The sequence below is a fragment of the Shinella sp. SUS2 genome (assembly GCF_001262505.1).
Lineage (GTDB): Bacteria > Pseudomonadota > Alphaproteobacteria > Rhizobiales > Rhizobiaceae > Shinella.
The window spans coordinates 484,700-506,200 of sequence record NZ_KQ410723.1; the positions used below are offsets into that span (position 1 = coordinate 484,700).

Annotated in this window: 18 protein-coding genes; 8 read left to right on the forward strand and 10 right to left on the reverse strand. The window is 65.6% G+C overall.

The genetic code is table 11. The annotated features are described in order from the left end of the window. Positions 1-136: 136 nt before the first annotated feature. Complete coding sequence (locus AKG11_RS02355; protein ID WP_023514971.1) at positions 137-1,528, reverse strand: M20/M25/M40 family metallo-hydrolase; 1,392 nt, start codon at positions 1,526-1,528, stop codon at positions 137-139. 117 nt (positions 1,529-1,645) lie between these two features. Next, positions 1,646-2,086 carry a MarR family winged helix-turn-helix transcriptional regulator gene (locus tag AKG11_RS02360; RefSeq protein ID WP_023514972.1) on the reverse strand — a complete coding sequence of 147 codons (441 nt, stop codon included), beginning with the start codon at positions 2,084-2,086 and terminating at the stop codon, positions 1,646-1,648. A 380-nt stretch (positions 2,087-2,466) separates the two neighbouring features. Here AKG11_RS02360 and polA point away from each other — a divergent pair, with 380 nt between their 5' ends. Further along, positions 2,467-5,436, forward strand: a complete 2,970-nt coding sequence (gene polA / locus AKG11_RS02365; RefSeq protein ID WP_050742794.1) for a DNA polymerase I — start codon at positions 2,467-2,469, stop codon at positions 5,434-5,436. Between the two features lie 85 nt (positions 5,437-5,521). Here the strand turns inward: polA and AKG11_RS02370 are convergent, their stop codons facing one another. After that, entirely contained in the window at positions 5,522-7,330 is a 1,809-nt protein-coding gene (locus tag AKG11_RS02370) for an ABC transporter ATP-binding protein (protein ID WP_050742795.1), read from the reverse strand. A gap of 307 nt (positions 7,331-7,637) precedes the next feature. Here AKG11_RS02370 and AKG11_RS02375 point away from each other — a divergent pair, with 307 nt between their 5' ends. After that, complete coding sequence (locus tag AKG11_RS02375; protein WP_050742796.1) at positions 7,638-8,636, forward strand: glycoside hydrolase family 5 protein; 999 nt, start codon at positions 7,638-7,640, stop codon at positions 8,634-8,636. A gap of 94 nt (positions 8,637-8,730) precedes the next feature. On the opposite strand, the gene AKG11_RS02380 is transcribed toward AKG11_RS02375, so the two are convergent. Next, complete coding sequence (locus AKG11_RS02380) at positions 8,731-8,919, reverse strand: hypothetical protein (protein ID WP_023514543.1); 189 nt, start codon at positions 8,917-8,919, stop codon at positions 8,731-8,733. Between the two features lie 153 nt (positions 8,920-9,072). Between AKG11_RS02380 and AKG11_RS02385 the strand changes: the two genes are divergently transcribed. Together AKG11_RS02385 and AKG11_RS02390 are read left to right on the forward strand one after the other, a co-directional pair. Further along, positions 9,073-9,654 carry an IMPACT family protein gene (locus AKG11_RS02385; protein ID WP_050742797.1) on the forward strand — a complete coding sequence of 194 codons (582 nt, stop codon included), beginning with the start codon at positions 9,073-9,075 and terminating at the stop codon, positions 9,652-9,654. 309 nt (positions 9,655-9,963) lie between these two features. Next, positions 9,964-10,623 (forward strand): peroxiredoxin, encoded by a 660-nt coding sequence (locus AKG11_RS02390; protein WP_050742798.1) that lies wholly within the window; start codon positions 9,964-9,966, stop codon positions 10,621-10,623. Between the two features lie 66 nt (positions 10,624-10,689). Here AKG11_RS02390 and AKG11_RS02395 read toward each other — a convergent pair whose 3' ends face one another. After that, the gene (locus tag AKG11_RS02395; protein ID WP_023514540.1) at positions 10,690-11,676 is read right to left on the reverse strand and encodes a Gfo/Idh/MocA family protein; all 987 of its coding nucleotides are present in this window, start codon (positions 11,674-11,676) and stop codon (positions 10,690-10,692) included. 159 nt (positions 11,677-11,835) lie between these two features. Between AKG11_RS02395 and AKG11_RS02400 the strand changes: the two genes are divergently transcribed. Together AKG11_RS02400 and AKG11_RS02405 are read left to right on the forward strand one after the other, a co-directional pair. Continuing rightward, positions 11,836-12,786: an aldo/keto reductase gene (locus AKG11_RS02400; RefSeq protein WP_023514539.1), complete on the forward strand. Its 951-nt coding sequence runs from the start codon at positions 11,836-11,838 to the stop codon at positions 12,784-12,786. Positions 12,787-12,789: 3 nt separating this feature from the next. Beyond that, positions 12,790-13,233, forward strand: a complete 444-nt coding sequence (locus tag AKG11_RS02405) for a GNAT family N-acetyltransferase (protein WP_024270464.1) — start codon at positions 12,790-12,792, stop codon at positions 13,231-13,233. 77 nt (positions 13,234-13,310) lie between these two features. On the opposite strand, the gene AKG11_RS02410 is transcribed toward AKG11_RS02405, so the two are convergent. After that, entirely contained in the window at positions 13,311-14,201 is an 891-nt protein-coding gene (locus AKG11_RS02410; protein ID WP_023514537.1) for a LysR family transcriptional regulator, read from the reverse strand. A 151-nt stretch (positions 14,202-14,352) separates the two neighbouring features. Here AKG11_RS02410 and AKG11_RS02415 point away from each other — a divergent pair, with 151 nt between their 5' ends. Then, complete coding sequence (locus AKG11_RS02415; protein ID WP_050742799.1) at positions 14,353-15,351, forward strand: aldo/keto reductase; 999 nt, start codon at positions 14,353-14,355, stop codon at positions 15,349-15,351. 90 nt (positions 15,352-15,441) lie between these two features. Here the strand turns inward: AKG11_RS02415 and AKG11_RS02420 are convergent, their stop codons facing one another. The 4 genes from AKG11_RS02420 to gcl all read right to left on the reverse strand — a co-directional run bounded on the left by AKG11_RS02420 (position 15,442) and on the right by gcl (position 20,467). Beyond that, on the reverse strand, positions 15,442-16,710 hold the full coding sequence (locus AKG11_RS02420) for a glycerate kinase type-2 family protein (protein ID WP_050742830.1): 1,269 nt from the start codon (positions 16,708-16,710) through the stop codon (positions 15,442-15,444). Positions 16,711-16,961: 251 nt separating this feature from the next. Beyond that, positions 16,962-17,846 (reverse strand): 2-hydroxy-3-oxopropionate reductase, encoded by an 885-nt coding sequence (locus AKG11_RS02425; protein WP_023516801.1) that lies wholly within the window; start codon positions 17,844-17,846, stop codon positions 16,962-16,964. Between the two features lie 35 nt (positions 17,847-17,881). Further along, on the reverse strand, positions 17,882-18,661 hold the full coding sequence (gene hyi, locus AKG11_RS02430; protein ID WP_023516802.1) for a hydroxypyruvate isomerase: 780 nt from the start codon (positions 18,659-18,661) through the stop codon (positions 17,882-17,884). A gap of 21 nt (positions 18,662-18,682) precedes the next feature. Beyond that, positions 18,683-20,467 carry a glyoxylate carboligase gene (gene gcl / locus AKG11_RS02435; protein WP_023516803.1) on the reverse strand — a complete coding sequence of 595 codons (1,785 nt, stop codon included), beginning with the start codon at positions 20,465-20,467 and terminating at the stop codon, positions 18,683-18,685. Positions 20,468-20,634: 167 nt separating this feature from the next. Between gcl and bhcR the strand changes: the two genes are divergently transcribed. Further along, positions 20,635-21,462 carry an HTH-type transcriptional regulator BhcR gene (gene bhcR, locus AKG11_RS02440; RefSeq protein WP_050742800.1) on the forward strand — a complete coding sequence of 276 codons (828 nt, stop codon included), beginning with the start codon at positions 20,635-20,637 and terminating at the stop codon, positions 21,460-21,462. The last annotated feature ends 39 nt before the right edge of the window (positions 21,463-21,501 follow it).

Sequence of the window (21,501 nt, forward strand, 5' to 3'; positions counted from 1 at the left end):
CTTTCCTGATGCCATCCTCACCCTTCCCCATGTCCGGGCCGTCGTCGCCTGTCCGCGCGCGGCCCTTGTTTTTTGAAGAAACCAGCATTTCCGTTCCGTCCGGTTAATGCTGGCCTCCCATCTCATCACATCTGCGTCAGCGCGCTGCGAGCGCCGAAAGAATGCGCACCCACGAGCGGATGCCCTTTTCGAAGGAGCGCAGCTCGTATTTCTCGTTCGGCGAATGGATGCGGTCGTCCGACAGCGCGAAGCCGACGAGCAGGGATTCCATGCCGAGCATCTTCTGGAAATCGCCGACGATCGGGATGGAGCCACCCATGCCGATGACCACGGCGGGCTTTGGCCATTCGTCCGACAGTGCGCTCTTCGCCTTGCCGAGCAGCGCGGAATCGTAAGGGAGCTGGATGGCCGGCGAACCGCCATGGGCGTGGAACGTCACCGAGCAATCGGCCGGCACCCGTGCCCGCACGTAGGCGCGGAACGCGTCGCGGATCTTCGCCGGATCCTGCTTGCCGACGAGGCGGAAGGAGACCTTTGCCGAGGCTTCGGCGGCGATCACCGTCTTGAAGCCTTCGCCCGTATAGCCGCCGGTGATGCCGTTGACCTCGGCGGTCGGGCGCGCCCAGGTGAGTTCGAGCACCGAGCGGCCCTTTTCGCCCGAAGGGATCGACAGACCGATCTCGCCAAGGAAGCTCTCAGCCGTCTTTCCGAGCGTTTCCCATGCCGCCTTGATCTGGGTCGGCGTCTCCTCCACGCCGTCGTAGAAGCCGTCGAGCGTCACGCGGCCGGTGTCGTCGTGCAGGCCGGCGAGGATGTCCGACAGGATGTGGATCGGGTTTGCCGCAGCGCCGCCGAAATAGCCGGAATGCAGATCCCGGTCAGCCGCCTTGATGACGATCTCCTCGCCGACGAGGCCGCGCAGGCCTGCGGAGATCGCCGGCGTGTCGGCGTCCCACATGCTGGTATCGCAGACGAGGGCGAAATCGGCCGTCAGCTCGGCGGCATTGGCCTCGAGGAAGGGCTTCAGCGAGGGCGAACCCGACTCCTCCTCGCCTTCGAAAAGGATGGTGACGCGGCAGGGCAGCGCGCCCGTCGTTTCCTTGTAGGCGCGGCAGGCTTCCACGAAGGTCAGGAGCTGACCCTTGTCGTCGGAGGTGCCGCGACCGGTGATGACGCGCCGGCCCTCGCCCGCATCGCGCACCGCCGGCTCGAAGGGATCATGGTCCCACAGGTTCAGCGGATCGACCGGCTGGACGTCGTAGTGACCGTAGAACAGGACATGCGGCGCATCGGGTTTTGCGCCATCGTGATGGGCGACGACCATGGGGTGGCCGGGCGTGTCGCGCACCGTCGCGTCGAAGCCGAGCGAACGCAGCTCCGTGACCAGCCACTCGGCCGCCCGGCGGCACTCCGCCTTGAAGGCCGGATCGGTCGAGATGGACTTGATGCGCACCAGTTCGAACAGGCGTTCGAGGCTGGCCGGAATGCCGGCGCTGGCACGATCGAGGACGGGCAGGATATTGGTCATGGATGAACCCCTAGAACATGATGCGGTCGCGCTCTTGCGATGCAACATGCGGCAAATCAAATGAATTTCGGCGCGACATTAGACCGATCGGCTCGGTCAGGGCAAATCGTATGACGATCAGATGCGCGGATCGCGGCCGAGATTGGCAAGCACCAGGCGCATATATTCCAGAAGCAGCTCCCGCTCGAAACGCCGGAACCCCTGGAACAGCGTGTCCTCGGTGGCCGAGGCCGCCGCCATCGCGGTTTCGCGCAGCGCCTTGCCACGGTTCGTCAGGAAGACGAGCTGGGCCCGCTTGTCCTTCGGGTGACGCCGGCGGGAGATGAGCCCGTCGCGCTGCATGCGGGCAAGCGTGTTGGCCATGGTCGCCTGCTCGATGTCGAGCCGGTCGAGCAGTTCGCGCTGGGTGAGACCGTCGCCGCTCCAAAGCTCCAGGAGGACCGGGAACTGACCGGGCGCAAAACCAGCCCCGTCCGCCCGCACCTGAAGGGCGCGGGACGCCGCCTTCGCCAGGAGATTGGCGAGGTATGCTGCCGACTCCTTCCGGTCAAATTCCATGGCGGGAAGGTATGCCGCTTTCAGGGGGAAGACAACTATGGATCGCAGGCGATCCATCTGCCCCAAAACGAGAAGCCACCGACGACAGGAGGCTTGTCGCGGCGGCTTCTTCGAATGATGGACAAAGGCCCGGAGAGGGGGATGAGGCCTTTGTCCTTTGTCTGGCGCGGCGGGGGACAGGCCGGGTGCCAGACAACGGCTTTGATCAGGTGCCGATGACCAATATCTGTGGGTTCGAATGTGACTTTTCAAGGGATTCAGGAGGCCCGGAAAATTACAAATTGGTAACGTTCGTGTGAGGCTTTCCACGCCCCGGGAGCGCCCGTTTTCCCACAATGAAAGATGGACGCGGAAAGCCGCCCGCGCTATCCATTCACCCCATGAAAAAAGGTGATCATCTCTTCCTCGTCGACGGCTCGGGTTTCATCTTCCGTGCCTTCCACGCCATCCCGCCGCTCAACCGCAAATCGGACGGGCTGCCGGTCAATGCCGTCTCGGGTTTCTGCAACATGCTGTGGAAGCTCTTGAAGGATGCGCGCAACACCGACGTGGGCGTGACGCCGACCCATTTCGCGGTCATCTTCGACTATTCCTCGAAGACCTTCCGCAACGAACTCTACGACCAGTACAAGGCGAACCGGTCGGCACCACCGGAAGACCTGATCCCGCAGTTCGGCCTGATCCGCCATGCGACACGCGCCTTCAACCTGCCCTGCATCGAGAAGGAAGGTTTCGAGGCCGACGACCTGATCGCCACCTATGCCCGCCTTGCCGAAGCCGACGGCGCCGGCGTCACGATCGTCTCTTCCGACAAGGACCTGATGCAGCTCGTGACCGAGAACGTCTCGATGTACGACGGCATGAAGGACAAGCAGATCTCCATTCCCGAAGTCATCGAGAAATGGGGCGTGCCGCCGGAGAAGATGATCGACCTCCAGTCGCTGACCGGCGATTCGACCGACAACGTGCCCGGCGTGCCCGGCATCGGCCCGAAGACAGCCGCGCAGCTTCTCGACGAATATGGCGACCTCGATACGCTGCTCGCCCGCGCCGAGGAGATCAAGCAGGCCAAACGCCGCGAGAACATCATCGCCAATCGTGACCTCGTGCTGCTCTCCCGCCAGCTCGTTACGCTGAAGACGGACACACCGCTCGATACGCCCCTCGACGACCTGATCCTGCACCCGCAGGACGGGCCGCGGCTGATCGCCTTCCTGAAGGCGATGGAGTTCACCACGCTGACACGCCGCGTCGCCGAAGCCTGCGATTGCGATGCCGGCGCCATCGAACCGGCGGACGTGCCGGTCGAAGGGGGCACCGAGGCGCGCGGCCCGGACCTCGACAAGGGCGACAGCGCGACAGCCCCTGCCGGCACGGAAACAGCTGCCGCAGCGCCGCCGCCTGCCGCGGCTGCGGACGGCGATACGCCCGCCGCGCTCGCAAGGGCACGCGCCGAGCGCTTTGTTGCCGTACCCATCGACCATGCCGGCTACGAGACCGTCCGGGACCTCGAAACGCTGGACCGCTGGATCGCCGCCGCACGAGAGACCGGTCTCGTCGGTTTCGACACGGAGACGACCTCGCTCGACGCCATGCAGGCCGAACTCTGCGGCTTCTCCCTGGCGATCGCCGACAATGCCAAGGATCCGGCCGGCACCGCCATCCGCGCCTGCTATGTGCCGCTCAACCACAAGACCGGCGTCGGCGACCTGCTCGGCGGCGGGCTTGCCGAGGGGCAGATCCCGATCCGCCCGGCGCTGGAGCGCCTGAAGGGCCTGCTGGAGGATCCGTCCGTCCTGAAGGTCGCGCAGAACCTCAAATACGACTATCTCGTCATGCGCCGGCACGGCATCACCGTGAAGGGCTTCGACGACACGATGCTGATGTCCTATGCGCTCGATGCGGGCACCACCACGCACGGCATGGACACGCTTTCCGAACGCTGGCTCGGCCACAAGCCGATCGCCTACAAGGACGTCGCCGGCTCCGGCAAGGGCGCCCAGACCTTCGACATGGTCGATATTTCCCGCGCCACGACCTATGCCGCCGAGGATGCCGACGTGACGCTGCGCCTCTGGCACGTGCTGAAGCCGCGCCTTGCGAGCGAGCGCATGACCACCGTCTACGAGCGGCTGGAGCGCCCGCTGGTGCCCGTGCTGGCGCGCATGGAAGAGCGCGGCATCACCATCGACCGCCAGGTGCTGTCCCGCCTTTCCGGGGAGCTCGCACAGGGCGCTGCCGCCCTTGAAGAAGAGATCTACGAGCTTGCCGGCGAACGTTTCAACATCGGCTCGCCGAAACAGCTCGGCGACATCCTGTTCGGCAAGATGGGCCTGTCCGGCGCCTCCAAGACGAAGACCGGCCAGTGGTCGACGTCCGCGCAGGTGCTCGAAGACCTTGCCGCACAGGGTATTCCGCTGCCGCGCAAGATCGTCGACTGGCGCCAGCTGACCAAGCTGAAATCGACCTATACGGACGCCCTGCCCGGCTTCGTCCATCCCGAGACGAAGCGCGTGCACACGTCCTATGCGCTGGCCGCGACGACGACCGGCCGCCTCTCCTCCTCCGATCCGAACCTGCAGAACATTCCGGTGCGCACCGCGGAAGGCCGCAAGATCCGAACGGCTTTCATCTCGACCCCCGGCCACAAGCTGGTCTCGGCCGACTACAGCCAGATCGAGCTGCGCGTGCTCGCCCATGTCGCCGACATCCCGCAGCTGAAGCAGGCTTTTGCCGACGGCGTCGACATCCACGCGATGACGGCCTCCGAGATGTTCGGCGTGCCGGTCGAAGGCATGCCGTCCGAAGTCCGCCGCCGTGCGAAGGCGATCAATTTCGGCATCATCTACGGCATCTCGGCCTTCGGCCTTGCCAACCAGCTCTCCATCGAGCGCTCGGAGGCCGGCGACTATATCAAGAAGTATTTCGAGCGCTTCCCGGGCATCAAGGACTACATGGACCAGACCAAGGCCTTCGCCCGCGAGAACGGCTATGTCGAAACCATCTTTGGCCGCCGCGCGCATTACCCGGAGATCAAGTCGTCCAATCCCTCCGTGCGCGCCTTCAACGAACGCGCCTCGATCAACGCGCCGATCCAGGGTTCTGCCGCCGACATCATCCGCCGCGCCATGATCAAGATGGAGCCGGCACTTTCCGCCGCCGGCCTCTCCGCCCGCATGTTGCTGCAGGTGCATGACGAACTGATCTTCGAGGTCGAGGACAGCGAAGTGGAAAAGGCGATCCCGATCATCGTCGATGTGATGGAGAACGCTTCCATGCCGGCGCTTGCGATGAAGGTGCCGCTGAAGGTGGACGCCCGTGCGGCGACCAACTGGGACGAGGCGCACTGAGGGACGCAAGGCGGCCCCTCATCCTGTTGCCGCGACCGTCTCCTCGCAAGCGGGGAGAAGGTGCCGGCAGGCGGATACGGGGCGCTTATGCCGTCTCGTTCATCTCCGCATGCCCCGTCTGGATGTTCCATAGCGTGCGATAGAGCCCCGGCCGTTCCACAAGCTCGTCGTGCGCGCCCGACTGGATGACCCGCCCGGCTTCCATGACGTGGATCGCATCCGCATGTACCACCGTGCTCAGCCGGTGCGCGACGAGGATCACCGTGCGCTTGCCCTTCATCCTGGTGAGCGAGCGCTGGATCGCCGCTTCCGTCTCGTTGTCGACGGCGCTCGTCGCCTCGTCGAGGATGAGGATCGCCGGATCGATCAGCAGCGCACGGGCGAGCGCGATGCGCTGACGCTGGCCGCCCGAAAGTTTCTGGCCGTATTCGCCGATCTGGCTTTCGTAACCCTCCGGCAGGTCGCGGATGAAGTTGTCGGCCTCCGCCATGCGCGCCGCGGCTTCCACCTCTTCGCGGCTCGCCTCCGGCCGGCCGTAGGCGATATTGTCGGCGATCGACCCGGAAAACAGCGTCACCTCCTGCGGCACCCAGGCCATGCTCGTGCGAAGACATTCGCCGGACCAGTCGGCGAGCGGCACGCCATCAAGGGAAATGCGCCCCCTTTGCGGGCGGATGAAAAGGCCGAGGAGCTTGATAAGGGTCGACTTGCCGCTGCCCGTCGGGCCGACGAGGGCGACTGTCTCGCCCGCCTTGATGGCGAGGTTGATGTCCGTGACGCCGCCGGGGCTCGTCGCATAGCGGAAGCCGACACCGTCGATCTCGAAGCGGCCGGAGACCTTTGCCTCGTGCGTCCCGTGCGGTTCGCCGCGCGGCTCGTCGAGCAGGCGCAGGATGCGCCGCGTCGAGGCCATGGCGCGCTCGTAGAGGTCGGCGATCTCGGCAAGGCCGGTCATCGGCCAGAGCAGACGCTGGGTGAGGAAAACGAGCAGGCCATAGGCGCCGACCTGCATCTCGCCGTTCAGCGTCAGCCAGCCGCCGATCAGGAAGGTGGCGAGGAAGCCGGACAGGATCGCCATGCGGATGATCGGAATGAAGGCGGAGGAGACGCGAATCGCCGCGCGGTTCGCCTCGACATAGCCACGGCTTTCCGCCGTCAGCGTCGCCGTCTCGCGCGCCTCGGCACCGAAGGCGCGGATGGTCTGCAGGCCCTGCAGGTTGGTGGTGAGCCGCGCGCCGAGCCCGCCAGCCCGCGCCCGAACCGCATCGTAGCGCGCCTGCGCGCGGCGCTGGAACCAGAAGGCCCCGGCGATGATCGCCGGCACCGGCGTAAACGCGATGACCGCGATCAGCGGGCTGACGATGAAGAACACCGCGCCGACGAGCAGGACGGCGGCGAAGGTCTGGATCAGCTCGTTCGCCCCGCGGTCGAGGAAGCGTTCCAGCTGGTTGATGTCGTCGTTCAAGACGGCGACGAGATCGCCGGAACGGTTCTCCTCGTAGAAGCTCGTCGGCAGATGCTGGGCATGGTCATAACAGAGGATGCGGAGGCGATGCTGCACGTCCTGCGCCAGCCCCCGCCAGAGGATCTGATAGAAATATTCGAACAGCGATTCGCCGAACCAGATGAGGAAGGTGGCGATGCCGAGCAGGGCGAGCTGGTGTACGGGATCGGTGATGCCGACCTTGGCGACGAAGGAATCCTTCCCGCGCACCACCACGTCGAGCGCGATGCCGATCAGGATTTCCGGCATGACGTCGAAGATCTTGTTGATCACCGACGAGGCGACAGCCCGCACCACGCGACCCTTTTCGTCGCTGACGAGCGACAGGAGAACACGCAGTGGATGGCGATTGCCGGAGGACAGAGTAGCGGACGTCGCGGGAGCGGGCATGGAAAGAACCTGTTGTCGAGGCCTGCCGGTCCACCGGCGGCGTCCCCGCCTCTAGAGCATTTTACGGCCAAGTGGAATCACCGCTCCGCCCGCGTGCGGCTGACGGCAGCACGACGGTGGCATTCTCTTAATCCATTTCGCGAAAAGGCGAGCCGCCTTAACACCGCCTTAAGATCGTGCGCGTCTTGATCGGCTCTCATAGGCGGGGTGCAAGACCCCAGGAACGAACCGGCACCCGGCCGGAACGGAGGCAGGCGTGCAATCCCTATCCGGCGCGGCAGCGCGCTTTCGACTGCTGGCGGCTGCAATGGCCGTGATGCTTCCCGTTCAGGCGAGCGCAGCCTGCCTCAGCGGCGTGAATCTCGCCGGTGCCGAATTCGGCGAGGGGCGCGGCACGTTCGGCAAGGACTATACCTATCCCTCTGCCGAAACGATCGCCTATTTTGCCGGCAAGGGCTTCAACGCCGTGCGCCTTCCCTTCAAGTGGGAACGGCTGCAGCCGCGATTGAACCGCGGCTTCGACAAGGCGGAGCGCAAGCGGCTCGCCGACACCGTCAAGGCATTGCGCGGCGCCGGCATGACCGTCATCCTCGATCCGCACAACTATGCCTATTACGGCGACAAGCAGATCGGCTCGCCGGACCTGCCGGACAGCGCCTTCGCCGATTTCTGGCGTCGGCTCGCCGAGGACTACAAGAACGACGGCGGCGTGCAGTTCGGCCTGATGAACGAACCGCACGACGTGCCCGCCACGCAATGGCTCACCTCCGCCAATGCCGCGATCGCCGCGATCCGCGAGACGGGCGCAAAAAACCTCGTCCTCGTGCCCGGCACGATCTGGACGGGCGCGCACAGCTGGGAAGAGGAGCGCGAGGGCGGCGCCAACGGCACCGTCATGCTCGACATCAAGGACCCCGCCGACAACCACGTCTACGAGGTCCACCAGTATCTCGACGCCGATTTTTCCGGCAAGGCGGATACCTGCACGCGGGCGGACGACGCTGTCGCCGCGCTGGAGCGCTTCACCGACTGGTTGAAGCGCAACAACAAACGCGGTTTCCTCGGAGAATTCGGCGGCTCGGCGGACAAGACGTGCCTAGACGGACTGGCCCGCATGACGGCGCTGGTCGGCAAGGAGCGTGCAGTCTGGATCGGCTGGGCCTATTGGGCGGCCGGCGACTGGTGGCCGGCAACAGAACCGCTCAACATCCAGCCGACCGCTGACGGCGACCGGGCACAGCTAGCCGCCCTCATCGCCGGCGGCGGGCTGCCGGCCAAGCCCGGGGCCTGCCCGGCGCTTCCCTGACATGCCGGTTCCGGCCCCGCGGTGAAGCGGCTGCGCCCGCTGTTGCCACTCGACTACAAAAAATCATCGATGACTTTCTGCAGTCTCCCCCGATTCAAAAGAAGACGTGCAACGGCCACTGGACAGGGCGACGGGAGAAGGAAAGCCGGCTTCCTTCGAGCGGCAGCCTGTCTTCCGTCACGCGGCCAGCCGTATCCTCCGAACGGGATTGCTCTTCCTTCGGCTGGAAGCCGACGGGATAGAGGTTGAAGTAGCCAAGCGTCACGCCGCCGAGATAGATCATGCGGAAGGCTCCCGTTCTGTTTAACGTCCCGGCCGACATCATGGCAAAATCGTGGCACCTGTCAATAGTCTATAGAATTAGTGCTCTATTCCACGCTTGATATGAAGGGCGCCGAGGGGGTAGGAGGCGGCCAGACGCCACCGGGAAGATGCCTTGTACACGCTGGACCAGACTGCGCTGTTCGAAGAGGAGATCCGCAAGAGCCGGTTCCGCGCGATCGCCTGTCCCGTCGAGAACGAGGCGGAGGCGAAGACGCGGCTGGCTGAAGTGTCGGATCCTGCGGCGAACCACAATTGCTGGGCCTTCCGCATCGGCCAGACCTATCGCTTCAGCGACGACGGCGAACCGAGCGGTACGGCCGGAAAGCCGATCCTGCAGGCGATCGACGGCCAGGCGCTCGACCGCACGCTCGTCGTCGTCACGCGCTGGTTCGGCGGCATCCTTCTCGGCAGCGGCGGGCTCATCCGCGCCTATGGCGGCACCGCGGCCGCCTGCCTGCGCGCGGCAGCCAAGACCGAATATGTCGAACGCATCGCGCTCTCCGTCTCGCTCGGCTTTTCCGACCTTGCCCTCGTCAAGGCGCGGCTGTCCGCCCTGGCGGGCCTGGTGATGGACGAGGAGGCCTTTCACGAGAGGGGCGCGCGCCTTTCCTTCCGGGTACCGGTGGAAAAGGCGGACGAGATCGGCCGGATGGTCGCCGACCTGACAAGCGGGCGCGCCGAGATCGACGAATGAACGGTTTGCGCGCAAAGGCCGCCGCCTCCATGCATGGACGGGGCTCCCGCACCGGATTCCGCCCTCCGGCCAAAAGAAATCGTCTTCCACATCCCGTCAGCTTCGCAGAACGGTTTGGCGCAGCATGCCCGAGCGGCCGAAAGCCTTCATCCCGTCGGCGAAAAGGGCGCAAAGATGCGCTCCTGCGCGGGTCGCCAGCGACGGTGTGCCGCTATAGGCAAGGTGGTTTTTTCGTTCTATCTACCAGCCCGGACATATTTTTCGCGGGGGCTCCCCTGCGATCCCCGCACGAAAGAGAGGACGATCCCCATGAGCCTTCGCATCAACGACATCGCTCCGGACTTCACCGCCGAGACCACCATCGGTTCGGTCAGCTTCCACGACTGGATCGGCGACGGCTGGGCCGTGCTCTTCTCGCACCCGAAGAACTTCACCCCGGTCTGCACCACCGAGCTCGGCGCCATGGCCGGCGTCGAGGGCGAGTTCCGCAAGCGCGGCGTCAAGATCATCGGCATCTCCGTCGATCCGGTCGACAGCCACGTCAAGTGGAAGGCCGACATCCGCACCGCCACGGGCTTCGACGTCGAATACCCGCTGATCGGCGACAAGGACCTGAAGGTGGCGAAGCTCTATGACATGCTGCCGGCCGCCGCCGGCGACACATCGGAAGGCCGCACGCCCGCCGACAACGCCACGGTGCGCTCCGTCTTCGTCATCGGCCCGGACAAGAAGATCAAGCTGATCCTCACCTACCCGATGACGACGGGCCGCAACTTCGCCGAGATCCTGCGCGCGATCGATTCGATCCAGCTCACCAGCAAGCACCAGGTGGCGACGCCTGCCAATTGGCAGCAGGGCGACGACGTCATCATCACCGCCGCCGTTTCCAACGAGGACGCCATCACCCGCTTCGGCGCCTTCGACACCGTCCTGCCCTACCTGCGCAAGACGAAGCAGCCGGCCGCCTGATCGGCCCCCGGCCAACATGTGAAATCCCCTCCGCCCTGCCCTTGCGTGGCGGAGGGTGAGCCGGCTTTAGACCGGCTCCCAGCCATCCTTCTCGCTGGCGCGGTAGATGGCGTCGATGAGCCTCTGGTTGAGGCGCGAATTTTCCAGCGACACGACCTCCTCGTCCCCCCCGAGCGCCGCCCGGGTGAAGGCCTCCGCTTCGCGCCTGTACTGGCGGGCATCCTGGAAGCGGAAGAACTGGCTTTCGCTGTGGCTCTGGTTGGTAAGCTCGATCTCCTCCGCCCCGTAGCGATCGGCATTGAAGGGCGATTTCACCTCGATGAAGCCCTTGTCGCCGTGGAAGACCATGACCTGACGCTGGGCGAGCTGGGTGGAAACGTAGAAGGAGAGCTCGAAATCGCCGAAATCGGCGCGCACGCTGGAATAGACGTCCGTGCCGAATTCCGGGTCGCGATCGGTGCTCGCCTGCACGCGGACCGGCTCCTTGCCGGTGGAAAAGCGCGTGGTGATGGTCGGGTAGACGCCGATATCGGGCAGACCGCCGCCGCCGAGCGCCGGCACGTTGCGCATGTTGCCGGGGTCGCGGTTGAAGTAGGTGAAGGCACCCTGCACGTGGCGCAGCCGGCCGATCGCCCCTTCGGCCAGCAGCGCGCGGACCTTCCGCCAGACGGGGCTGTAGGTGACCATGAAGGCTTCCGAGATCAGCACCTTGTTGCGGTCACGCGCGGCGATGAGCGCATCGATCTCCTCGGCCTTGAGTGCGATCGGCTTCTCGCACAGCACATGTTTCCCCGCATCCGCCGCCTTGATCGACCATTCCACATGCTGGGACGTCGGCAGCGGGATATAGACGGCGTCGATCGTGTCCGAGGCGAGCATCTCCTCGTAGGAGCCGAAGGCATGCGGTACCGAGAAGCGGTCGGCCATGGCGCGGGCCTTGGCGAGGTCGCGGCTGGCAATGGCGGTGATGACGCAGTTTTCCGCATCCTGGATGGCCGGCACGACGAGTTCGCGGCCGATCTTGGCCGTCGACAGGATTCCGAAACGCAGCATGATGATCTCTCCTTGATTGCGACAAGAGACTAGTGGCGAGGTACGTTCCTCGCAAGCCGAGCCGCCCGGCAAAAAGTCGGATCCGCTGCGTGCAAAGGCGCCGGCTGCGCCCTATGTTGCAGGAAGCCTTTTTTCAGCACGCACCCTTTGGAGGACCCCATGCAGCTTCGCGCCCTCGGCAAGACCGGCCTTTCGATCGCTCCTCTCGTCTTCGGCGGCAATGTCTTCGGCTGGACGGCCGACGAGAAGACCTCCTTCGACCTGCTCGACGCCTTCACCGGCGCCGGCTTCAACGCCATCGACACGGCCGACGTCTATTCCCGCTGGGCGCCGGGCAACCAGGGCGGCGAATCCGAGGCGATCATCGGCAAGTGGTTGAAGCGCTCCGGCATCGCCCGCGACAGGGTGGTCGTCATCACCAAGGTCGGTTCCGACATGGGCCAGGGGCGCCGGGACCTGCGCAGGCGCTGGATCGTCGAGGCCGTCGAAAACTCGCTGAAGCGGCTCCAGACCGATCATATCGACCTCTACCTCTCGCACTGGCCGGATCCGGAAACGCCCTATGAGGAAACCCTGGAGGCCCATGCGAGCCTGGTGAAGGCCGGCAAGGTGCGTGCCTTCGGCGCCTCGAACCTCGATGCCGGCCAGTTGCAGGCCTCGTTCGAGGCCGCCGACAAGGCCGGCCTGCCGCGCTATGGCGCGCTGCAGCCGGAATACAATCTCTATGACCGCGCCGGTTTCGAGGGCGCGCTGGCCGACCTCTGCCGCAAAGAGGATCTTGGCGTCATCACCTATTACAGCCTCGCCTCCGGCTTCCTCACCGGCAAGTACCGCACGAAGGCGGACACGGAAGGCAGAACCCGCGGCGAGGGCGTCGTGCACTATCTCGACGACAAGGGCCGGCGCATTCTCGCCGCGCTCGACACGGTAGCCGCCGACACCGGCGCGACACAGGCCGAAATCGCGCTCGCCTGGCTGATGGCCAAGCCCGCCGTCACTGCGCCGATCGCCAGCGCCACCGGCCTCGGCCAGCTCGCAAGCCTGACGAAGGCGGCGACCCTGACGCTGAGCGCGGAGCAGATGGCGGCGCTCGACGCGGCGGGGGCGTGACCCATGGCCATCATCATCCGCGATGCGCTGGAAAGTGACGAAGCCGCCTGGAGAAAGCTCTGGGCCGGCTACCTCGCCTTCTACGAGACCGACGTGCCGGAGGAGGTCACCGCCTTCACCTGGGCCCGCATCCTCGACCCCGGCTCCCGCGTCTCGATGCGCCTTGCCGACGAGGACGGGACGGTGCTGGGCTTTGCCATCCACCACTATCACGATTCCACCTGGGACATCGCACCGGAAGGCTATCTCGAGGACATGTTCGTCGATGAAGACACGCGCGGCAAAGGCATCGGCCGGGCACTGATCAACGATCTCGTCACCATTTCCCGGCGCAACGGCTGGCGCGGGATCTACTGGCACACCCGCCATGACAATGCGCGCGCCCGCAAGCTCTATGACAGCTATGTCGAGACCGACGGACACATCCGCTACCGGCTGGAGACCTAGAGCTTTCCCGCATTGTCCGATGCCGAAGCAATCTCGCTTCGGCCGGAAATGCTCGAGCAGAACCTGCCGAGCCGGGGTCAGCCGCGGAACCGGAAGAAATCGACGAAAGCGCGCAGCGCCGGGCGCATCTGCCGGCGCGAGGGGTAATAGATCGAAAAGCCGTCGAAGGCCGGGCACCAGTCTTCCAGCACCGCGACGAGACGGCCGGCCTCGATATCGTCGGTGACGCGCTGGTCGAAGACATAGGCAAGGCCCGCGCCGTCGATCGCGGCCGCGCGCATCAGCCGCTGATCGGAGACGATCAAAGGGCCGGTAACGTCGACCGTCACCAGCCGCCCGCCCTTTTCCAGTTCCCAGCGATAGACCCGTCCGCTGGAAAAGCGCCGCCGGATGCAGCGGTGCTGCATGAGATCGCGCGGCTGGACAGGTTCCGGATGGTTTTCGAAATAGGCAGGCGCGCCGACGATGAGGCCGCGCCAGGGACCGCTCGCCCTCACCGCGATCATGTCGGCCTCCAGATGTTCGCCAAGCCGCAGCCCCGCATCGAACCCCTTCTCGACGATGTCCTCGAAGCGATCGTCGGTCCTCAGGTCCAGCTCGATCTCCGGATAGGCGGCGAGGAAGGCGCCGAGCCGCGGCATGACGATGTCTTCGGCGGCGATCAACGGCATGGTGACGCGCAACGGCCCGGCAGGGCGGCCCTGCCGGTCGGCAAGCGCCTCCATGGCCGAACCGATATCGGAAAGCGCTGGCGCCAGCGTGTCGAGCAGCAGGCGCCCCTCCTCGGTCGGCGCCACGGAGCGGGTGGTGCGCGCAATGAGGCGCACGCCGAGGCTTGCCTCCAGCGCGGAGACCGCATGGCTGACGGCGGAGGGCGCAATGCCGAGTTCACCCGCCGCCTTGCGAAAGCTGCGCGTCTCCGCGACGATGGCGAGCACCGCGAGTTGAGAAAGCTGGGTTCGGTTCATTGTTCCAACCAATAGAACAAGCTGTTGGCTTTTGCAGCAATTTTCCGATGAAGCACCGCGCTCTAGATTGGCCTTGTCCGGATGACGGCAGATCGTTCGCCGTCCGGCCGTGCGGCCCCGCCTCCGGGGTCCAGAGAAAAAGGATTTCGCCATGAAACACAGACAGCTCGGCACGCTCGACGTTTCCGCCCTCGGCCTTGGCTGCATGGGCATGAGCCATGCCTACGGCCCCTCCGGCGACGAGACGGCGGCCATCGACACGCTGCACCGCGCCGTCGATCTCGGCATCACCCTGTTCGACACGGCCGAGGTCTACGGCCCCTACAGAAACGAGATTCTTCTCGGCAAGGCGCTGAAGCCTGTGCGCGACAAGGTGGTGATCGCCACCAAGTTCGGCTTCCGCATCGACCCCGCAAAACCCTCCGCCGAGATGATCACCGGCACGGACAGCCGGCCGGAAAACGTCAAGGCCGTCGCCGAGGCCTCGCTGAGGCGGCTCGGCATCGAGGTCATCGACCTCTACTACCAGCACCGCGTCGACCCGGCGGTACCGATCGAAGAAACGGTGGGCGCCATGGCGGAGCTGGTGCAGGCGGGCAAGGTGAAGGCGCTCGGCCTTTCGGAAGCCGGCAGCGAGACGATCCGCAGGGCCCATGCCGTGCACCCGATTGCCGCCGTCCAGAGCGAATATTCGCTCTGGACCCGCGACGTCGAGGAAAACGGGGTGCTGGAGACCTGCCGCACACTCGGCATCGGCTTCGTGCCCTTCAGCCCGCTCGGCCGCGGTGTGCTCACCGGCGCGCTGAAGAAGCTGGACGGCCTTGCCGACGACGATTTTCGCCGCTCGCTGCCGCGCTTTGCCGCGGAGAATTTCGACGCCAATCTCGCGCTGGTCGCCCTCCTTGAGGAAATGGCGGCGGAAAAGGGCGTCGCCCCGGCGCAGCTGGCACTGGCCTGGGTGCTCGCGCAGGGCGATTTCATCGTGCCGATCCCCGGCGCCAGCAAGGTGCCGCACCTGGAGCAGAACGCTGCCGCCGCCGAGATCGTCCTGACACCGGAGGAAGCCGCCCGCCTCGGCGACCTCCTGTCACCGGCCAAGGTGGCCGGCGGACGCTACTCGCAGCGCATGGCCTCGATGGCCAACCGGTAGCGCGTTCGCAGCCGGGTGACGGCTTTCACAACGGCAAAGGGCCGCGGATCACTCCGCGGCCCTTCCTGTCTTTAGCCGGCTTCTTCCACCCTACTGAATGAGGATGGCCCGGAAATCGTTGACATTGGTGCCGGTCGGCCCGGGCACGAAGAGGTCGCCGAGCGCGTCGAAGACGGTCCAGCTGTCGTTGCGGCCGAGAAACTCGGCAGCGTCCTTGCCCTTGTCGGCAAGCCGCGCGACGGTGGTGCCATCGGCGAAAGCGCCGGCATTGTCCTCCGACCCGTCGATCCCGTCCGTATCGGCGGCAAGTGCAAAAAGACCCGGCAGACCATCGATGCCGCAGGAGAAGGACAGAAGGAATTCGCCGTTGCGCCCGCCCTTGCCCTTGCCCTTGATCGTCACGGTCGTCTCGCCGCCCGACAGCACGACGACGGGCTTGCGGAACGGCCGGTCGCGGCGAACCACCTCGGCGGCGATCGCCGCATGCACGCGGCCGACCTCGGCCGCCTCGCCCTCGATGGCATCGGAGAGGATGACGGCCTCGACACCCGCCTCGCGCGCCGCTTCGGCGGCGGCTTCCAGCGAGACGGCAGCGGACGCGACGAGCTTCACCTCGTTGCGGGCGAAGGCGGCATCGGATGGCAGCGGCGGCTCGTCCTTGCCATCACGGATGTGGCGCATCACGGCTTCAGGCAGGTCGAGGCGGTAGCGCTCGATGAGGCGCAGCGCATCCGCGCGGGTGGTCTCGTCCGCGATGGTCGGACCGGAGGCGACAAGGGCAGGGTTGTCGCCGGGAATATCCGACACGACAAGCGAGACGACGCGGGCCGGATGGGCGAGCGCGGCGAGCCGGCCGCCCTTGATGCGCGAGACCTGCTTGCGCACGGCATTCATGGCACTGATCGGGGCACCGGAGGCGAGCAGCGCCTTGTTGACGGCGATCTCGTCGGCAAGCGTCAGGTCGCCGGCCGGCGCCGGCAGCAGGGCCGAGCCGCCGCCGCAGACGAGCGCGACGACGAGGTCGTCCTCCGTCAGGCCACGCACGGCGGCCATCAGCCGGCCGGAGGCGAGAAGCCCGCTGTCATCCGGCACCGGATGGGCAGCCTCCAGGATTTCGATGCGCTCGCAGGCAACCGCATAGCCGTAGCGCGTGACGACCACGCCGGTGAGCGGTGCGTCCCACAGCCGCTCGAAGGCACGCGCCATCTGCGCCGCGCCCTTGCCGGCGCCGATCACCACCGTGCGGCCCTTCGGCTTTTCCGGCAGATTGGCGGCCAGCACCTTGTCCGGATCGGCGGCGGCGACCGCGACGGAAAAGAGGCTTTCGAGAAAGGCGCGCGGATCGGCGATGGGCGGCATGGGTTCCTCCGGGTCATGCTGCCGCCCGACCGCCTCGAACACGAGGGATTCCGGCAGCAGATTCAAAATTCTACAGCGGCCGTCGCCGCGCGCGGGGCGGCGGCGCTTCGGGCCGGGCAATTAAGCACAGCCCCTCACCCGCCCGCCAGCACCTCCTGATGAAAAAGAGCCGCGGCGAGGGATGAGGGGCTGCGCCTCCTCCTCCAGAAGGAGTGGCCGGGCGGGGCTCCCCTCCCCGCCCGGCCAGGCCGTCATGCGACGGCGTGGTTCGCCATGCGCTCCAGCGCCTTGACGAGACCTGAGTGATCGAGCCCAGCCTCGCCATGGGCGGCGCACTGGTTGAAGAGTTCCTGCGTGGACGCGGTGTTCGGCAGGGCGACGCCGAGTGCCTTGGCTCCTTGCAGCGCCAGGTTCAGGTCCTTCTGGTGCAGCGAGATGCGGAAACCCGGATCGAAGGTGCGCTTGACCATGCGCTCGCCGTGCACTTCGAGAATGCGCGAGGAGGCAAAGCCGCCCATCAGTGCCGAGCGCACGCGCGCCGGATCGGCACCGGCCTTCGACGCGAAGACGAGGGCTTCGGACACCGCCTCGATGGTCAGTGCGACGATGATCTGGTTGGCGACCTTCGTCACCTGGCCGTCGCCGCAATCGCCGACGAGGGTGATGTTCTTGCCCATCAGCTGGAAGAGCGGCAGCGCCCGGTCGAAGCTCTCCTGCGAACCGCCGGCCATGATGGAGAGCGAGGCGTTCTTGGCGCCAACCTCACCACCCGAGACCGGGCCATCGACAAATTCGGCGCCGGTTGCGCGGATCTTCTTGGCAAATTCCTTGGTGGCGATCGGCGAGATCGAGCTCATGTCGATGACGAGCTTGCCGGTCGCAAGGCCGTAGGAGACGCCGTTCTCGCCGAAGAGCACGTCTTCGACCTCGGGCGTATCGGGCAGCATGAGGATGATCGTGTCGACGGTCTCGGCCAGTACCTTCGGGCTATCGACGATCTCAAGACCGTTGTCGAGCAGTTCCTGACGTGGCGGGATTGCGAATTTCGAGGTGATGACCGTGTGGCCGGCGTCCTGAAGGTGACGCGCCATGGGGGTGCCCATGATGCCGAGGCCGATGAAACCGATAGTTGCCATGATTTAAACTCCCAGACTTTGAATGCGTTTTGTCTTCAGCGACCGACTTCGGCCAGCCAGCCGAGGCCTTCCTGCGTCGTGGTGCGCGGCTTGTATTCGCAGCCGATCCAGCCGTCATAGCCAAGCGCGTCGAGCGTCTTGAACACGAAGGGATAGGCGATCTCGCCGGTACCCGGTTCGTTGCGGCCCGGATTGTCGGCAAGCTGCACATGGGCGATCTGCGCCTGGTGCTTCTTGAACGTGCCGATCAGCTCACCCTCGGTGCGCTGCTGGTGGTAGAGGTCGTACTGGATGAACAGGTTGTCGCTGCCCACCTCGGCGATGATGGAAGCCGCCTGGTCCGGGGTGTTGAGGTAGAAGCCCGGAATGTCGAAGCGGTTGATCGGCTCGATCAGAAGCCGGATTCCGTGCTTGCCGAGCTCGCCCGCCGCCAGCTTCAGGTTGGCGACGAAGGTGGCGCGCAGCTCCTTGTCCGAAACACCCACCGGGGCGATGCCCGAGAGGCAGTTGACCTGCTTGCAGCCGAGCGCCGTCGCATAGTCGATCGCCGAGGCCACGCCGCGGCGGAACTCGTCGACCCGGTCCGGCAGGACCGCGATGCCGCGCTCGCCGCCGGCCCAGTTGCCGGCCGGCAGGTTGTGCAGCACCTGCGTCAGGCCATGAAGATCGAGCGCCGCACGCAACGCCTCCTTGTCGAAATCGTAGGGGAAGAGATACTCCACCCCTTCGAAGCCGGCCTTTGCGGCCAGCGCGAAGCGCTCGAGGAACGGCGCCTCGTTGAAGAGCATGGTCAGGTTGGCCGCGAATTTGGGCATGGTGTTTTCCTTCTCTTCGTCTCAGTCCAGAAGAGCCAGCGTGGCGGTCGGGGCGTCTTCGCCGCGTTCGGCCAGGTCTTCGAATTCGACGACGGCATTGATATCGGCGCCCATGGCGATGTTGGTGACGCGCTCGAGGATGAACTCGATGACGACGGGAACCTGGTGCTCCTTCATCAGCGCCTGCGCAGTGTTGAAGGCTTCCTGGAACTCGTTCGGGCTGCGGACGCGGATCGCCTTGCAGCCGAGGCCTTCGGCAACGGCAACATGGTCGACACCATAGCCTGCTTCCGAATCGCCCGACGCATTGATGTTATCGAAGGCGAGCGAGACCTCGAAGTCCATGTTGAAACCGCGCTGGGCCTGGCGGATGAGGCCGAGATAGGAATTGTTCACGACCACATGCAGGTAGGGCAGCTTGTGCTGGGCGCCGACCGCAAGCTCCTCGATGAGGAACTGGAAGTCGTAGTCGCCGGACAAGGCGACGATCGGACGATCGGGATCGGCGGCCCGCACACCGAGGGCAGCGGGCAGCGTCCAGCCGAGCGGGCCAGCCTGGCCGCAGTTGATCCAGTTGCGTGGCTTGTAGACATGCAGGAACTGCGCGCCGGCGATCTGGGAAAGACCGATGGTCGAAACGTAGCAGGTGTCGCGGGCAAAGGCCTTGTTCATCTCTTCGTAAACGCGCTGCGGCTTCAGTGGCGTCTGGTCGAAATGGGTCTTGCGCAGCATGGTGCGCTTGCGCTCCTGGCATTCCTCGGCCCAGACCGACCAGTCACGCAGCTTGCCGGCGACCTTCCATTCGGTCGCGACGTCGAGGAACACCTTCAGCGCGGCGCCGGCATCCGAGACGATGCCGAAATCCGGCGTGAAGACGCGGCCGATCTGGGTCGGCTCGATATCGACGTGAACGAAGGTGCGGCCTTCCGTATAGGTCGGGATATTGCCGGTGTGGCGGTTGGCCCAGCGGTTGCCGACACCGAGAACGAAGTCGGAGGCGAGCAGCGTCGCGTTGCCGTAGCGGTGCGAGGTCTGCAGGCCGCACATGCCCGCCATCAGCCGGTGGTCGTCCGGGATCGTGCCCCAGCCCATCAGCGTCGGGATGACGGGAACGCCGGTGATCTCGGCGAACTCGACCAGAAGGTCCGAGGCATCCGCATTGATGATGCCGCCGCCGGCGACGATCAGCGGGCGCTCGGCCGCGTTCAGCATGGCGAGGGCCTTTTCGGCCTGGGCGCGGGTAGCGGCCGGCTTGTAGGGCTCGAGCGGCTCGTAGGCGTCGATGTCGAACTCGATCTCGGCGAGCTGGACGTCGATCGGCAGGTCGACCAGGACCGGGCCGGGACGGCCCGAACGCATCGTGTGGAACGCCTTCTGGAAGACATAGGGAACAAGGCCCGGCTCCATGACCGTGACGGCCCACTTGGTGACGGGCGCAGCGATCTTGGCGATATCGACCGCCTGGAAGTCTTCCTTGTCGAGGCGGGCGCGGGGTGCCTGGCCGGTGATGCAGAGGATCGGGATCGAATCGGCGGAGGCCGAGTAGAGGCCGGTGATCATGTCGGTGCCGGCGGGGCCGGACGTACCGATGCAAAGGCCGATATTGCCGGCGCGGGCCCGTGTATAGCCCTCTGCCATGTGGCTTGCGCCCTCGACGTGGCGGGCGAGCACATGGCGGACCGTGCCGCGCGCCCTCAGCGCCGAATAAAAGGGATTGATCGCAGCGCCCGGTACACCGAAGGCACAATCGATGCCTTCCTTTTCCAGAACCAGGACCGCTGCATCGACAGCACGCATTTTAGCCATGGGATTTCCTCCGTCTCTCGAGAAGGAAGGTAGCGCATCTGTTTCTGCGCGCAATCATAAAATGGAAATCAATCCCATCATACGGAAATAAACATTTTCAACGAAACTGGAACAATCGCCCCGGGCCGGCTATGTCATGAATGCGCAGAGACGAAAGAGAGGGACGCATGGCGGAGCAGCAGGAGAAGATGCGGGGGCGGCCCGGCCGCAAGGCCGGCGAGAATGCGGCACCGTCCTCGGTGCAGGTGCTGGACCGCAGCCTGAAACTTCTCGATCTCGTGGCGCGGGCGGACGGCGCGGCGCTCACCGACCTTGCCGACCAGTCGGCCATGGCGCCCTCCACGGTGCACCGCCTGCTGACCTCGCTTTCCCAGCACGGCATGGTCGCCCATGACGCGGAGACCGGCGCCTGGACGATCGGCGTGAAGGCCTTCGAAATCGGCACCGCCTATCTGCGCTTCCGCAAGCTCGGCACGATCAGCCGGCCGTTTCTCAAGCAGCTGATGGAGGGGTGCGGCGAGACCGCCAACATCGCCATCGAGGACGATGGCGACGTGGTCTTCATCTCGCAGGTCGAAAGCCACGCGCCGATGCGCGCCTTCTTCCGCCCCGGCCGACGCGGGCCGATCCATGCCTCCGGCATCGGCAAGGCGATCCTTTCGACCTGGCCGGATGCCCGCATCGAAGCGTTGCTCACCGGCCGCACGCTGCAGCATTTCACCGACAAGACCCGCGACACGATCCCGACGCTGCTGGAAGACATCGGAAAAATCCGTATCCGCGGCTGGTCGATCGACGACGAGGAGCACACGCTCGGCATGCGCTGCGTGGCCGCGCCGATCTTCGACGAATATGGCGAGGCGGTTGCCGGCATTTCCGTGTCCGGACCGGCGGTGCGCCTGCCCGACAGCAAGGTCGATGCCTTCGGCCCGGTGGTGCGTGCGGCGGCGGAAGGGCTGACCAAAGCGATGGGCGGGCGCCTGAAGGGTCCCTGACGCCATCTCCCCCAACAGGCCGATACGATAAGCCGTTCC